Annotated in this window: 10 protein-coding genes; 7 read left to right on the top strand and 3 right to left on the bottom strand. The window is 59.8% G+C overall.

Annotated elements, in window-relative coordinates:
- Positions 1-28 precede the first annotated feature (28 nt).
- Complete coding sequence (fhuE, locus tag D8B20_RS17950) at positions 29-2,221, bottom strand: ferric-rhodotorulic acid/ferric-coprogen receptor FhuE (protein WP_145890842.1); 2,193 nt, start codon at positions 2,219-2,221, stop codon at positions 29-31.
- Between the two features lie 1,047 nt (positions 2,222-3,268).
- Between fhuE and D8B20_RS17945 the strand changes: the two genes are divergently transcribed.
- A complete protein-coding gene (locus D8B20_RS17945) occupies positions 3,269-3,670 on the top strand; it encodes an H-NS family histone-like protein (protein ID WP_145890841.1) in 402 nt (133 codons plus the stop codon).
- A 288-nt stretch (positions 3,671-3,958) separates the two neighbouring features.
- Here the strand turns inward: D8B20_RS17945 and D8B20_RS17940 are convergent, their stop codons facing one another.
- The gene (locus tag D8B20_RS17940) at positions 3,959-5,260 is read right to left on the bottom strand and encodes an LLM class flavin-dependent oxidoreductase (RefSeq protein ID WP_145890839.1); all 1,302 of its coding nucleotides are present in this window, start codon (positions 5,258-5,260) and stop codon (positions 3,959-3,961) included.
- Between the two features lie 31 nt (positions 5,261-5,291).
- Entirely contained in the window at positions 5,292-6,362 is a 1,071-nt protein-coding gene (locus D8B20_RS17935; protein WP_145890837.1) for an iron-containing alcohol dehydrogenase family protein, read from the bottom strand.
- 266 nt (positions 6,363-6,628) lie between these two features.
- Between D8B20_RS17935 and D8B20_RS17930 the strand changes: the two genes are divergently transcribed.
- From D8B20_RS17930 to D8B20_RS17905, 6 genes are all read left to right on the top strand, one after another.
- On the top strand, positions 6,629-7,159 hold the full coding sequence (locus D8B20_RS17930; protein WP_145890835.1) for a GNAT family N-acetyltransferase: 531 nt from the start codon (positions 6,629-6,631) through the stop codon (positions 7,157-7,159).
- Positions 7,160-7,170: 11 nt separating this feature from the next.
- A complete protein-coding gene (locus D8B20_RS17925) occupies positions 7,171-8,322 on the top strand; it encodes an amidohydrolase (RefSeq protein WP_145890834.1) in 1,152 nt (383 codons plus the stop codon).
- The gene (locus D8B20_RS17920; RefSeq protein ID WP_145890832.1) at positions 8,319-9,641 is read left to right on the top strand and encodes an MmgE/PrpD family protein; all 1,323 of its coding nucleotides are present in this window, start codon (positions 8,319-8,321) and stop codon (positions 9,639-9,641) included. The genes D8B20_RS17925 and D8B20_RS17920 overlap by 4 nt, the downstream gene beginning before the upstream one ends.
- Before the next feature lie 58 nt (positions 9,642-9,699).
- Positions 9,700-10,395, top strand: coding sequence for a helix-turn-helix transcriptional regulator (locus D8B20_RS17915; RefSeq protein WP_145890829.1), 696 nt, complete (start codon positions 9,700-9,702; stop codon positions 10,393-10,395).
- Positions 10,396-10,452: 57 nt separating this feature from the next.
- Entirely contained in the window at positions 10,453-10,839 is a 387-nt protein-coding gene (locus D8B20_RS17910) for a VOC family protein (RefSeq protein WP_145890827.1), read from the top strand.
- A 467-nt stretch (positions 10,840-11,306) separates the two neighbouring features.
- Positions 11,307-15,035 (top strand): FAD-dependent oxidoreductase, encoded by a 3,729-nt coding sequence (locus D8B20_RS17905; protein ID WP_145890824.1) that lies wholly within the window; start codon positions 11,307-11,309, stop codon positions 15,033-15,035.
- Positions 15,036-15,042: the final 7 nt, after the last annotated feature.

Here is a 15,042-nt window from a genome sequence, read left to right as displayed (position 1 = left end):
AGGGAATGCTTATTTCTGTGCGGGTGGATCAGAAATGCCAGGTCGCACTAACCGAAACGTTACGCGGTTCGCCGTAGACGATGCCGCTGCTGTTGACGTTTTCGTCATAGGCTTTGTCGAACAGATTATGTAAATTCGCCTGCAGCGTAACGTTTTTACTCACGTCATAGCGGGCGAACAGATCCACCAGCGCATAGCTGCCCTGGCGCGCGCGCCAGCTGCCGTTGCCATCCGGACCGCCGATATCGGTATAGGTCTTAGACTGCCAGTTTACGCCGCCGCCGAGAGTGAGCGCGTCCAGCATCGGCAGGCGGTAACGGGTAAACAGATTAAGCGACGTGCGCGGCAGCTGGGCATTGTAGCGCGTGCCGTCGGCATCCTCCGCGATAAAGTGGGTGCCGCCAAAGGTCATCTGCCAGTTATCGGTTATGGCACCGTTGAGTTCAAATTCCACACCGCGGCTGACCACGCCTTTTTTGCCCACGTAAATGGTATTACCGGTTTCGGCATTGATGCGGCCGGTACTCTGGCCAACGTTGTTCAGCTCAGCGCGGAACAGCGAAACCGAGGTCGTCAGGCGGCTGTTGAACCAGTCGGATTTGACGCCGGTCTCGTAGTTTTTACCGATGACCGGCGAGAGATAAGCCCCGTTGGCGTCCTGATAATCCTGCGGCTGAAACACCGAGGTGTAGCTGGCATAGGCGGACCAGTTTTCTGCGAAGTCCCAAATCACCCCGCCATAGGGCGTGGTGTTGTTCTGCTCCATTTCTGCATTCAGGGTCTGGCGCTGCCAGTTGGTGTAGCGTGTGCCCAGAATCAGGTGCAGCGGATCGGCAAGCGTGACGCGGGTCGCCAGATACGCCGATTTCTGCCGCACGCGCTGCGTATCCACAGCCGGCTCGCGCGCATTCCAGCGCGTTTCCGGGAAATCACCGGTGTACTCGTTGAAGTTACCCAGCTCTGCGGGTGAGATATTGGCCCAGGCGCTGTAGTAGCGGTTATCCTGACGGTTATAGCTCACACCGAGCATCAGCTGGTGCTGGCGGCCCAGCAGTTCATAGGGGCCGCTGGCGAAGGCATCCACCGCATCCACTTTACGCTTACCGGTGTTGTAGCCGGTGCCGCCAATGACCGGATAGCCCGCGTACGATGAGGTCCCCACGCCGCTGGCCCGATCGAAATAGCCGTCCAGGTAGAGCTGCTTACTGTCCAGCAGCATCTCGTCATGCGTGCCGTTAAGCGTAAAGTTCCAGCCGTTGTCAAAGTTATGCTGCAGATTCACAAACAGCTTTCTGAATTCTTTGTTGTTGTATGCCCAGTCCGGCGCGGTGTTGTACCCCCGGCGCGCGTGAATCTGGCTGCCGTCGCTGTACCAGCGCGGCGATCCGCCCCAGATCGGCGCATCCGTGTTGATCTGGCTGAACTGGTAGCCCGCCGAGAGCGTCGTAGCGGCGGTCAGATCGGCATCCACAACGCCGTAAACGAATTTTTTGTCGGCGCCGTAGCGCTCAATAAAACTGTTTTTATCTTCGTATCCGGCAATGACGCGGCCGCGCACTGTGCCTTCCGCAGTAAGCGGTGCAGAAATATCTGCCACGTAGCGCTGTTTATTCCAGCTGCCGTAACCGGCTTCCAGGCTGCCGGTGAAGGTTTTGCTGTCGGCGTGCTTGCGCACCATGTTGATGGAGGCAGAGGGGTTGCCCGGGCCGGTCAGCAATCCGGTAGCGCCGCGCACCACTTCAATCCGTTCATACAGCGCGGTGTCCGTTTGCGCATCGCCCAGATTCCAGCGCGAAGCGAAGGCCGTGGGAATACCATCGGTCATGTAATTATCGATAAGAAAACCGCGAGAATAGTAGTTGGTGCGGTCCATATCGGCGGCAACACCGCGAATGCCGGTGGTGTTATGCAGTACGTCATTCAGCGTCTGCAGCTGCTGATCCTGCATGCGCTGCTGGCTGATGAGCGTGACGGACTGCGGAATATCGCGCGCGGTAAGCGCCATTTTCGTGCCGGCGCGGGTGATCGGCACACTGTAATCCGCGGCGTTTTGCTCCGGCTGGCCGGCCGCGCTGGCTTCGACAGTCAGGGTGGATTCGTTTTCCGGCGTGGCGGCCGCCTGAGCCATACCCGATGCCACCAGCATGGCCAGCAGAGAAAGGCGCAGCGTACGCGGCGGCACAGAGCCTGCCTCGCTGACGCGCAGAGCGTTAAAAGACATACTATTCCTCGGTGATTTATCGTTATTTTTGCACTGACGCCGGAACCGGGTCTGTCTGCGGGCTCCTGCCCAGGTGAGGTAATGCGTGAGAATCCGGCGGCCTGCGCCCCGATTGTGCCCTCCTGGCACCGGCAGAACAGCCGCAAGAGCCGTTAAGAAAGCAAATGAGAAATATACGCATTAAGATTAACATTGCAAGCAAATGTTTCCTGCCGGTAATCGCCTTTAGGCTGGCGGACGCGGCGGTAACACTGCGTCCTGTTTTAGTTGCCCGCGCTGCGCCTGCTTGCCGGCGTCACGGTTATTGGCATTGCCCGGACGGCGCGGGATGCCCGACAGAAAATATGCCGGCGCTTTCCTCACGGCGTGGCGCCTGACGCCGCATCATTCGCACACGCTTTTGACGCGCATGGCAGATTGCTGCCTGCTGCGTAGGCGCAGCCAACAGATTTGCGGTAAATCAGCCTGTTATCTCTTGCCCTGTACCGTCCGCTGCCCTCTGAAAAACAGCGGCGGATAACCCGATACTATCGTGATGTAAATAATGTCATGCCTCAGCGACAGCCAAAAAACGCTATTTTCCCGGATCTGCCTGCTGCGTAAATGCCGTTAATCCCCCTGCCTTGTGGCTTAATAATCCGCTGGATGTTCGCTCAGCCGGCCACGTCAAACGCAATGACTGCGGCGGCAGAAATGTGCAGTAAGCCATTCTGAGCGATGTTATTTTTGTATTATGCGTCCGCTGCTTAACCTGAGCTTGCTGGTGCAGATAATCCGCTCACTAATAGGTTTTTTTCCGCCGGATACCTTATATCGTTTTATGTCGGCGTATCAGAATATCCTGCAATTCTGTGTAAGGGGCGCAGCGCTTAATATCTCAGCAGCGCGGTGCAGCGTGCATCGGCCGTGCCAGTAAATAACGCATACTGCTCGTCTGACTGTTATTTTCCGGACAAATCTGCCGTCAGGGGAATATTTCCATTTGGCTGAAAATCCCGTATCATGCGCGCTTTCAATATTTGTTAAATAAGTAATAAGGGTTTATTCATGAGCGATGCACTTAAGGCATTGAACAATCTTCGTACACTGCGTGCACAGGCGCGTGATATTGAGGTTGCAGTCTTAAATGAAATGCTGGAAAAGTTCGCCGTGGTGGTCGCTGAGCGCCGTGAAGAAGCTGCTGCGGATAATGCCGCTCAGCGTGAAAAAGAAGAGAAGCTGGCATTATATAAAGAGATGCTGCGCAATGACGGTATCGATATTAATGAACTGGCGCAATTAAACCAGACCGAAACTAAGCCGAAAGCAAAACGTGCACCGCGTCCGGCAAAGTATAAGTTTATTGATGAAAACGGTAACGAGAAATTCTGGACGGGTCAGGGTCGTACCCCTTCGCCAATCAAATCCGCTATTGATGCGGGTGGTTCAATGGACGATTTTTTAATTTAATTAACGTCTGTTTTTATCTTTCCGTGCTGCGCATTCCGCGCAGCATGATGTGTTAAGTCAAATATCCCATTATTTGTCGTGATGACCGGCCAGCAATAATGCTGACGGGTCATCAGATATTTCCGCTGTCGCTCCGGCTTATTCTGCCTGCCACTGCGTGCCGGAAGAATATACCCCGTCAGAAAAAGGTTGCCCCGCCCTTCCCGGCACATTTTACTATCCGCCGCGTGCAACGCCTGGCCGTCAGGAGGCATCCGTCAGCCGCTTCGCGGCGATGGCAGAGAGTCCTTACGCCAGCGGCGTCAGCCCGAGATTTTCGCGCAGGGTGGCAAATTCATACTCGTCGCGAAACCGTCCGCGACGGCGCAGTTCCGGGATCACCCGTTCAACAAACAGATCCAGCTGTTCTGTCATGATCGCTGGCATGATGTTGAAACCGTCTGCCCCGCCCTCGTTCAGCCACAGCTCGAAATCATCGGCAATCTCTTCCGCCGTGCCGACAATCACACGATGCCCGCGCGAGCCGGCGGCAACCGCGGCCAGTTCACGCAGCGTCAGATTGTCGCGCTTCGCCATCTCCATCAGCAGCTTAACGCGGCTTTGATTGCCCTCTCCTGGCGGCACCTCCGGTACCGGTCCATCAAGTGGATACTGGCTGAGATCCCTGTCAAAACGCAGCGACAGCTGACGCAGCCCGTTATCGATGTCCACCAGGCTGTTCAGCTGCTTCCACAGCGCTTCTGCCTCGTCGCGGGTCCGCCCCACAATCGGCATCACGCCCGGCATAATCACCACCTGATCCGGATCGCGCCCGGCAGCGATCACCTGATCTTTCTGCGCACGGTAAAAGGCCTGCGCCTCCTCCAGAGTGGCCGCCGCCGTAAAGATGACTTCAGCGGTCTCCGCCGCCAGCTTCTGCCCGTCTGCAGACGAACCGGCCTCAATAATCACCGGGCGGACCTGTGGCGAACGCGTGATGTTCAGCGGCCCCTGAACCTGAAAATGCTCACCCCGGTGATTGACGGGCTGAATCTTTTCATCAACAAAGTAGGCCCCTGTGGCTTTGTCCGGCTGCACCGCGCCAGCCTGCCAGCCATTCCACAGTTTCGCGGTCACCTCCAGAAACTCCCGCGCGCGGGCATAGCGTGTCGCATGGTCCGGCATATCGCTGCGGCTGAAGTTCCGTGCCACATCGGTTGAAAAGGAGGTCACCACATTCCACGCCGCGCGACCGCGGCTGATGTGGTCCAGCGACGAAAAGCTGCGCGCCAGCGTAAAGGGATCGCTGAAAGTGGTGGACGCCGTAGCGGCCAGACCGATGCGGCGGGTGTTTACCGCCAGCGCGGCCAGCAGAGTCAGCGGTTCCAGACGCGCCATGGTTGACGGCAGACGGTAAACGCTGGTCGCAAGCGCATCCCCGACGAAAAACAGATCGAATTTGCCGGCTTCGGCTTTGCGGGCAATGGTAATCAACCAGTCGATATCAGTGGGATCGCCTGCCTGTTCGGTCAGACGCCAGCCGCTGACGTGTTGTCCTGCTGGCTGTACAAAAAGACCTAAGCGGAGACGGCGTGTCGGGGAAGTAGCCATAAGCGTTTTCCTGGTCAGAGTCAGTTAACAATCAAAAGGGATAGTCGGTCGCCAGCAGCGCCTGCGTCAGGGTTTCCGCGTTGATACGGAATGGCAGGCGTTCTGCGCTGGCCGGCGGAAAGCGGATTTCTGCGGCGATCGTCCGTATGACGTCAGCCCGATCGCCCGACAGCGGGGCCAGCGTCAGCGGCATGTCATACTGGCGCAGCAGCGCCAGCAGTTCTGCATCCGGCACCCCGCGATGTTCAACCAGCGACTGTACCAGCAGGCTGTAGCCCACCTTTTCACCGTGCAGCCAGTGGTGCAGTTCGGGCTGATGCGTCAGGCGATTGTGAATAGCGTGGGCAAAGCCTGGCGTCGGCAGCGCACCGCGCACGCTGTTGGCCAGGCCGGCCAGCACGATACAGGCGTCAATCACCTTCACCAGCGCGGGCGTCACCTGCTGCCGCGCGTTGTCGGCAACCGCCGCCGCGCCCTGCTGGCGAAAGATCTCCAGTGCCCGCCGTGCGGTCAGGACTTTGAGATCCAGCGCCAGATCGTCCGGGCTGTGATGCAGATAGGGAGAGAACTCGTAATATTTCGCCAGCGCATCAACGATACCGGCTTTGAGATAGCGCACGTCGCTGCGGGCGATCACGTCACTGTCCACCAGCACCGTATCCGCCAGCTTGCTCAGCGGCTGGCTGCGCAGATGGCCGCCCTGTTCGTCATACACAATCGCGAGCGGAGACCACGCGGCACAGGTCGCGGCAAGCGTGGCGAACAGAACCAGCCGTAAGTCAGGCAGCTGGTTGCCTACCGCTTTCGCGGTATCCAGCACGCGGCCACCGCCGATGCCCAGCAGTAAATCCGCCTGCTGCCGTTCAAGGTTATTTTTCAGCGTTTCAATGGCGACATCGCTACATTCTCCCGTCAGATACTCCACCTCCCAGCGTATGCCGCTGGCTGCCAGGCTGTCTGTCAGCGCCGGGTTCACCGCCTGCCAGGCGCGGGGGGAGGTGACGATGCGAATGCGGGTCGCGTAGGGCGCAACATACTCTGCAATACGCTTACGCAGGCCAGGCGCATGGATGTAGGCTCGGGGAGATTGAATGGTTAACACGCAGGCACCCTGTTCAGAAAAAAACGCAACAACTGCTTATGGTTCAGGCGATTATCGCCATCTGGTTATCACGCTAAGTAGACAGGCATACTACGGTAAATCCACGTTCAGGCAATGAAAAACCTGTTGTTTTAATTACACAAATTCGCATTTGCTTAGCTGTTTTTCACATAGGTCGACCCGGCGAATTCCTGCTACTCTGGCCAGCCAGCGTGAAGAGACGCGCCAGTAAAATAACCGCACGGTGCGGATGAACGGGGAGCGCTATGTCACTTGAGTTTCGCCAGGTACAGGCCGATGAGCTTGCGACCTATCAGGCGTTGATGCACGCCGCCTATGCGCCGGTTCGCGCGCTGGGTATCCACTTTGATGCCGCCACGGCCGATAGCGCGCAGACGCTGCGCCATCTGCAAAGCCACGGTGTTTATGCGCTGTATGCCGGCGGTGTCATGGTGTCGTCCGTGACCGTACGCTATCCGTGGGGCCCGCAGCCCGGCCCGTTTGGCCTGCCGCACATTGGCTGGTTTGGTGCTCACCCGGACTATGCCGGTCAGCAGTATGGCCGTCAGGTACTGGAACGGCTGGAGCAGACCCTGCTGAGGGATCAACTGCGTGCGCCCGCGGTGTCGCTGGGCACCGCTACCCGTCACCCCTGGCTGATTGATATGTACCGCCGGCGCGGCTTCACCCTGATGCACACCGTCGATCTCGGCAAAGGGCACATCACGCAATACATGAAAAAAATACTCGACGTCGCTGCACATGATGCCTGGCGCGCACACCAGCCGGCCCTCTGAGGAATCACGCCATGAGCCTGTTCACTGAAAGCGCGCTGGGCGACTATCTGGTTGCCTTGCGCCACGAGCTGCACCGTTTTCCTGAGCTTTCTAATCAGGAAACAGAAACCACTGCCCGCCTGCGCCGCCAGCTGATGCAGCATCAGATTCGCCTGCTGGATGTCCCGCTGAAGACCGGCCTGATCGCTGAAGTCGGACCGTCGCAGGGTCCGCTGATCGTGCTGCGCGGCGATATTGATGCGCTGCCGATTGAGGAGCAGTCAGACGTGGCCTTCCGCTCCGAGCATCCCGGCGTAATGCACGCCTGCGGGCACGACTTTCACAGCGCCGCCGTACTGGGCGCGGCGATTCTGCTGAAGCAGCAGGAAGCCCAGCTGCCCGGCCGCGTGCGCCTTGTGTTTCAGGCCGCGGAAGAAACCGGCCTCGGCGCACCGGAGGTGATTGCAACCGGCGCACTGCAGGATGCCGTGGCGATCTTCGGTATTCATAACGATCCTTCCCTGCCCGCTGGCGTCATTGGCAGCAAAGCCGGCCCGCTGACCGCTGCGGTAGACCGTTTTGACATTACCCTCACCGGCACCGGCAGCCATGCCGCTAAGCCGCATGAGGGCAACGATCCGATTGTGATTGCCGCCCAGCTAATCTCTGCCGTCCAGACGCTGATCAGCCGTAACGCGCCTTCTGCAGAGAATGCCGTGGTGTCGATTACGCAGATCCACAGCGGCAGCACCTGGAACGTTATTCCGGACAGCGCCTGGCTGGAAGGCACGGTGCGATCCTTTTCCGCAGCAACGCGGGCGCGTATCACCCAGCGTTTTCATGAAATTGTACAGGGCATCGGCGCGGCCTATGCCGCCCGCGTCACGCTCAACTGGCATGCCGGCCCGCCTTCGGTGATGAACGATGCGCACTGGGCTGAATTTGCCCTGCAGCAGGCAGCCGCCAGCGGTTTTACGCCGCAGGTGGTGGCGGCGAGTCCGATTGGTGAAGACTTTGCCTTCTACCAGCAGCAACTGCCGGGGGCGTTTCTGATGATTGGCACCGGCGAACCCTATGCGCTGCATCATCCCGCTTTCCGCATCAATGACGCCGTACTGTTGCCCACGGCGCGCTATCTTGCCGCGCTCGCTACCGCCGCCCTTCACCACGCGGAGCAGCCATGACCCTGACCGCCACGCTGGCTGATCTTATTCTGCATCGCGAGCCGGATGCTGCAGCGCGCGAAGCGGCGCGTGAAGGCATCCAGGATTTTCTGGCGGTCAGCTGGCCGGTGCTGCAGGGCCATGTTCCGGACAGCGGCCTGCCTGCGCTGCGCCAGGTCTACCCTGATGACAGCCCGCGCACTCAGGCGCTGCTGCTGGGCTATGCCGCGCACGCGCTGGATTATGATGACTTCCACGCTGATTTTCGCGGCCACCCCAGCGTGGTGATTCTGCCTGCGCTGTTCGCCTGGCAGCCCTGTCATCGCGGCGACGTGGCGGCGTTTTTGGATGCCTATGTTATTGGGGTGGAAGTGGCGGGCCGGCTTGGTCTCGCCGTCAGCCAGCAGCACTATGCGCTGGGCTATCACAACACCGCCACGCTGGGTACCCTGGCCGCCGCCGGCGCCCTTGCGCGCTTTATGCAGCTGGATGAAACGGCATGCGCTAACCTGCTTGGCATGGCGGCGACACAGGCCAGCGGTCTGCGCGCGCAGTTCGGGTCTGCGGTGAAAGCGTTACACGCCGGCCTGGCCGCTGCGCAGGCGGTCAGCGCAGCCCAGCTGACGCTGGCCGGCTTTTCCGGGCAGCAGACCGGGGTTCTCGAGGCGTTTCTGGCCGCCAGCAGCCAGGGCGAGGCGCAGCCCGCGCGGCTGCTCGAAAACTGGGGAGAGCCGTGGCGCATCAGCGCGCCGGGCCTAGAGTTCAAACCCTTCCCCACCTGTGCCGGCACGCACAGCGCTGCGGAGGCGGCGCGGATGCTGCGCGATCGCTGGCTGGCTGACGGTCATACGCCGGCGGCGCTGTCTGCGTCCATCCGTGATATCAGCGTCGCCTTTCCGCCGGGCGGTGACATTGCCGCCGCGGTGCGCAAACCGGTTAACGGCATCGAAGCGCGTTTCAGTCTGGAGTATGTGATTGCGGCCATGCTGATCTATGGCGACCTGCGGCTGGAAGATTTCGCCGAAGGCCCGCTCAATCCGGCGATCTTGCCGCTGGCCGCGCGCGTCCGGCGTACCCCGGATGAGACTGCGCCCCCGGATGCGCTGAATCCGGCGCGGCGCTTTCACCGCCTGACACTTACCCTGCAAACCGGTGACACACTGCAACAGACGCGTACCCGTCAGCAGTCGCTGGCCGATAAACCCGATGTCGCCGCAAAATTACAGCAGGCGCTGCGCCATGAATCGTCAGCGCTGCAACAGCTGATGTATGATTGCAGTCAGCTGCGCTCGCCGGCGGATCTGGCGACGCTGAGTCAGCGGCTGCGCATCCGCACCTGATGCATACCGCCATGATTTTCCACGCAGACAGGTGCTGATTGCAGAGGACAGGCGTTTCATGACGAAAACCCAGCGGCTGGCTGCCCTGTTGCAGCTGTTACGCTGTCACCGTTATCCGGTGACGGCACAGCGTTTGGCAGAGCAGTTACAGGTTAGCGTGCGCACCCTGTACCGCGACATTCTCTGCCTGCAGCAGCAGGGGGTTGAAATTGAAGGCAGCGCCGGGCTTGGCTATCTGCTGCTCTCGGATGGACATCTGCCGCCGCTGATGTTTTCACGCCATGAAATTGATGCGCTGGTGCTGGGACTGCACTGGGTGCGACGCCATACCGATGCGGAACTCACCGCGGCGGCCCGCAATGCGCTGGCAAAAATCCAGGCCGTGGTGCCCGGTTCGCTGGCAACCGCGATCGATGACCCCTCGTTTCTGATTGCCTCACGCGGTGACGCGCTGCATGACCGGCATGTGCCGGCGATTCGTCAGGCTATTCATCAGCGTCTGAAGATCCAGCTGCACTACACCGATCTCAACGCGGTCTCGTCCACGCGCACGCTGTGGCCAGTCGTGATTGGCTATTTTGATCAGGTGCGTCTGCTGTCCGGCTGGTGCGAGCTGCGCCAGGATTTCCGCCACTTTCGTATCGACCGGATTGACGCGGTGCAGGTCAGCGATACGCACTACCCCGGCACGCGCCATCAGCTGCTGAAACGCTGGCGGGACGCCCGCAATCTGCCCCGCCCTGGCGACTCCTGACAAAATCTGTCACGGCCTGCCCCTATTCTGCAGCGGTAACCCACAAGGAGAAACCCTATGCTTACCGCTAATCTCACCCTGCTCTACGTACACAATGTTCCCCGGAGCGCAGATTTTTATGCCGGCTTATTTGATCTGCAACCGGTCGAACAGAGCCCGACCTTCGCGCTGTTTATTTTACCTGGCGGTTTTAAGCTTGGTCTCTGGTCGCGTTATACGGTGGAGCCGGCAGCCGGCCAGCAGCCCGGCAGCGCCACCGGCGAGCTGGTGTTCAAAACCGACAGCCAGGACGAGGTGGACCAGCTGTATCGCCAGTGGGGAGCGCGGCACGATCTCACGATTATTCAGACGCCGGTGCGCCTGGATTTTGGTTACACCTTCAGCGCCATCGATCCGGACGGGCATCGTCTGCGCGTCTGTTTTTTACTGCCAGATGAAAGTTAAGCCAATAACCGGGCGCGCAACCGCGCGCCCGATAATAATAACCTGAGCAATTAAATGGCCGTAAAAAAACAGAGCGCAATAAGCGAGGCGATATAATATTAACCGGCAACCGTCCGGGAAAAATATTTCTCTCTGCACAGGACAAACTTTTATCAATTAACTCAAACCACTAACGCTTTTTCGCGCTCGGGTTATCCGAAAAAAGTGAAGCTGCATTTTTTTGCCGTATCTTCATCAGCTTGCGCTCAGCAATCATCACACTATAATTTCCTGAAGTTTCCTGAAAAAACGCAATATTTTCCTTATCTTTACGACACGCCTGTATTTCCCGCTGTGGCACGGTGCTGCCCGGCTTGAACGGATGAATATTTCTGCATCCGTAAACGTGTTATTTCCTGTTTTAATCTGGCCCTGCTGTTTATTTTGCGGGGCGCGTATTGATTTCCTGAAATAACCAGGAGAGCACAATGACGCCGTTTTCCAGTTTCTGGCAGGCCGGCTATGAAGGCGCCGATCATATTAATCCGGCGGGCATCGCGCTGGACATGAATCAGCTGACGGGACACGACCGTCAGTTTGCCGCGGATTATGCTGCACTGGGTGCATTTTCCATACGCGTGGTGCGTGAAAGCGTCGGCTGGCGCCGGGCAGAAGCCAATCCGCAGGCGCTGTTCAGACTGCTGGAGGCGCAGATGACGGCCGCCTGCCGCCTCGGCATTCAGGTTAACTGGACGCTGAGCCATTACGGCTGGCCAGCCGGGCTGACGCTGTTTTCGCCGGAATTTGTACCGCGCTTCGCCGGCTTTTGCTTCCGCATCGCACAGTTTTTACGCGATTTCTATGATGAAGCCCCGATCTATTCCCCCATCAATGAGATCTCTTTTCTCAGCTGGGGCATCGCTGTCGGACTGTTCGGCCACGAAAGTGCAGCGTCTCCGGATGCGATCAAATGTCAGCTGGTGCGTGCGGCACTGGCAGGCTGTGACGCCATACGGGCAGCCGATCCGCGCGCCCGCTTCCTGCACTGCGATCCGCTGATTCACGTGGTGGCTGACGATGCTCAGCCAGCCACGCGGCAGCACGCCGCTGCGCTGAATGCCGCACAGTTTCAGGCCTGGGATATGCTCGCCGGCACGCTGGCACCGGAACTGGGGGGCGCACCGCGCTATCTCGATCTGATGGGCGCCAATTATTACCACGGCAATCAGTGGCTGGCCCTGAGCGGTCAGCGGCTGGAGTGGCATCTGGACGATGCGCGGCGCATTCCGCTGCACCAGATGCTGTGTCAGCTGGCACAGCGTTATCAGCGGCCGCTGCTGCTGGCCGAAACCAGCCACGTGGGCAGCGGTCGCGCCGCCTGGCTGGCCCATATCACCGCGCAGGTGGCGCAGGCCCGGCTTAGCGGCTGCGATATTCGCGGGATCTGCCTGTATCCAATCATTGACCGGCCGCTGTGGGAAGACCCCGCACACTGGCCACACAGCGGCTTGTGGGACGTGGATGATCACCGCGTGCGGCTGCTGAATCACACCTGTGCCGCCGCGCTGCGGCAATCCCAACGTCAGCTTGCCCGCTTCGAGGGCGCTATTAACCGGGCCGCAGGGCCAAAGGAGTCCGACATGAACACATCCACACTGGTGGTTTTCAGTCATCTTCGCTGGGGTTTCGTGTATCAGCGGCCGCAACATCTGATGTCCCGTCTGGCCCAGTATCACCGCGTGCTGTTTATTGAAGAGCCGGTTTATCAGGCGGGAGAAGCCGGACTGCGTCAGTCGCACCCTGCCGCCAATGTGACGGTAATCGAACCGCACACGCCAATTCATGCCCCTGGTTTTCATGACGATCAGATTGCCCTGCTGCAGCCGCTGCTGAGTGCGCTGCTGGAGCCGGAAGCACGGCCGCTGGTCTGGTTCTACACGCCGATGGCACTGCCGCTGCTGAGTGCGTTTCAGCCGGCGGCCATCATTTATGACTGTATGGATGAACTCGCCGCGTTTGATCAGGCGCCGCGTCAGCTGCAGCAGCGGGAATCGGCGTTGCTGAGCCGTGCCGATGTGGTGTTTACCGGCGGCAGCAGCCTGTATGAAGCGAAAAAGCATCGTCATGCGAACGTGCACTGTTTCCCCAGCAGCGTGGATGCCGGACACTTTGCTCAGGCGCTGGATCGCACCAACGTCCATCCGCTGCAGGCGGGGCTGGCGACGCCCAGGCTTGGCTATTATGGCGTGATTGATGAACGCATGGATTTGTCGCTGGTGGCGCAGCTGGCGGCCAGTCATCCGGACTGGCAGATTGTGATGGTCGGGCCGGTGGTGAAAATTGATGCCAGCACCCTGCCGCAGGCGGCCAATCTGCACTGGTTCGGCCAGCAGCCTTATGCCGCCCTGCCGCAGTTTCTTGCCGGCTGGGACGTCTGTCTGATGCCCTTTGCCCTCAATGCTTCAACCCGCTTTATCAGCCCGACCAAAGTGCTGGAGTATATGGCGGCGCAGCTGCCGGTGGTCAGCACCGCTATCGCTGACGTCGCCCGCCACTATCAGGATGTGGTGGCGATTGCAGACACGCATGAAGCCTTTATTCAGGCCTGCGAACGCGCGCTGCGGCAGCCCACAGAACGGCGTCACCAGCAGGCGCAGCAGATGGCCGGGATAGTTGCCGGTACCTCGTGGGACCGCACCGTGACGCAGATGCAGCAGCAGATCAGCCGGCTACCGGCAACCCGCCAGCCCGCACCGGCAGCCAGCGAAACTCCTGCCAGCGGCGCTCGGGCACAGGCGGTCGCGCTGCGCCCGATTCCATGCCTGATTCTGGGGGCCGGCCCCACCGGCCTCAGCGCCGGATATCACTACGGCGAAGGCGCGGTGGTGCTGGAAAAAAACGCGGCGCCGGGCGGCTGGTGCCGTTCAATAGAAGATCAGGGCTTCACCTTTGACTATGCTGGCCACATCATGTTTTCCAGCGATCCTTACGTGCTGGGTTTATACGATATGCTGCTGGGTGATAACCAGCACTGGCAGACGCGCGAAGCCTGGGTCTACAGTCACGGCGTGTATACCCGCTATCCGTTCCAGTCGGCACTGCATGGTTTACCGGCCGAGGTAGTGAGTGAGTGCGTACTGGGGGCAATTGAAGCCCGCTATGGCCAGCAGAGCGTAAGCGAGGCCGTGCCGCCGGAGGAGGCCTGCCGCGACTGCTGCGCGGATGGCGTCGTCGCGGATGCCGATCGGATCGCCCCGCAGCCGCAGGATGAGGATTTCGAGCACTTTATCTATCGCGTCTGGGGCAAAGGTATCGCACGCCATTTTGCTATCCCCTATAACCGCAAACTGTGGAAAACCCCGCTGCAGGCGATGGAAACTTCCTGGCTGGGGGGACGCGTGCCGCTGCCCGATCTGGCGCAAATTGTCAGCGGTGCGCTGGCTCCGCTGGCAAAACCGGTCGGCCCCAACGCGCGATTTGGCTATCCGCTGCGCGGCGGTTTTCAGGCGCTGATGAACGGCTTTTTGCCGCATCTGCGCTGTAAGCTGGAAACCAACGCTGCCGTGACCGCCATTCAGCCACAGACGCACAGCGTCACCCTGACCGATGGCCGGCATCTGCAGTATGACCAGCTGATCAGTACCCTGCCGCTGCCGGAGCTGGTGCGGCTGATGGGCGCACGTGCGCCGGAGGCCATTCAGCAGGCGGCGGCACAACTGCGGCATACCTCGGTCTGCTGCGTGAATCTGGGCGTCGGCCGGGCGAATCTGAGCGACAAACACTGGATTTACTATCCCGGCGATACGCTGTTTCACCGCATCTTTTTGCAGGGCAATGCCAGTCCGCACTGTAATCCGCCCGGTGGCTTTGGCCTGACCTGTGAAATCACCTGGCGTGACGACCAACCGCTGCCGTGCACCGGCGAAGCGCTGATTCAGCGCTGTATTGATGACTGCATCCGCTGCGGCATCTTCAACGCGGACGATCGCATACTGACCGCCAGCATTGTCGATATGCCCTATGCCTACGTGGTGTATGACCATGCGCGCAGCGAAAACGTGGCGCGGATTCGCAGCTGGCTGGTTGCCCAGGGAATCCACCTCGCCGGTCGTTACAGCGAGTGGGAGTACTATAACTCCGATCACGCCTTCCTGGCCGGCAGGCGCGTGGCCGGGACGGTGAAAGACCTGCTGAGCAACCGCAAAACCATTGCGTGAACAGCGG

The organism is Candidatus Pantoea soli (assembly GCF_007833795.1).
In the GTDB taxonomy this organism is placed as follows: domain Bacteria; phylum Pseudomonadota; class Gammaproteobacteria; order Enterobacterales; family Enterobacteriaceae; genus Pantoea; species Pantoea soli.
Note: the sequence above shows the minus strand (reverse complement) of the source record. Positions and strands in the feature narration are given on the sequence as shown.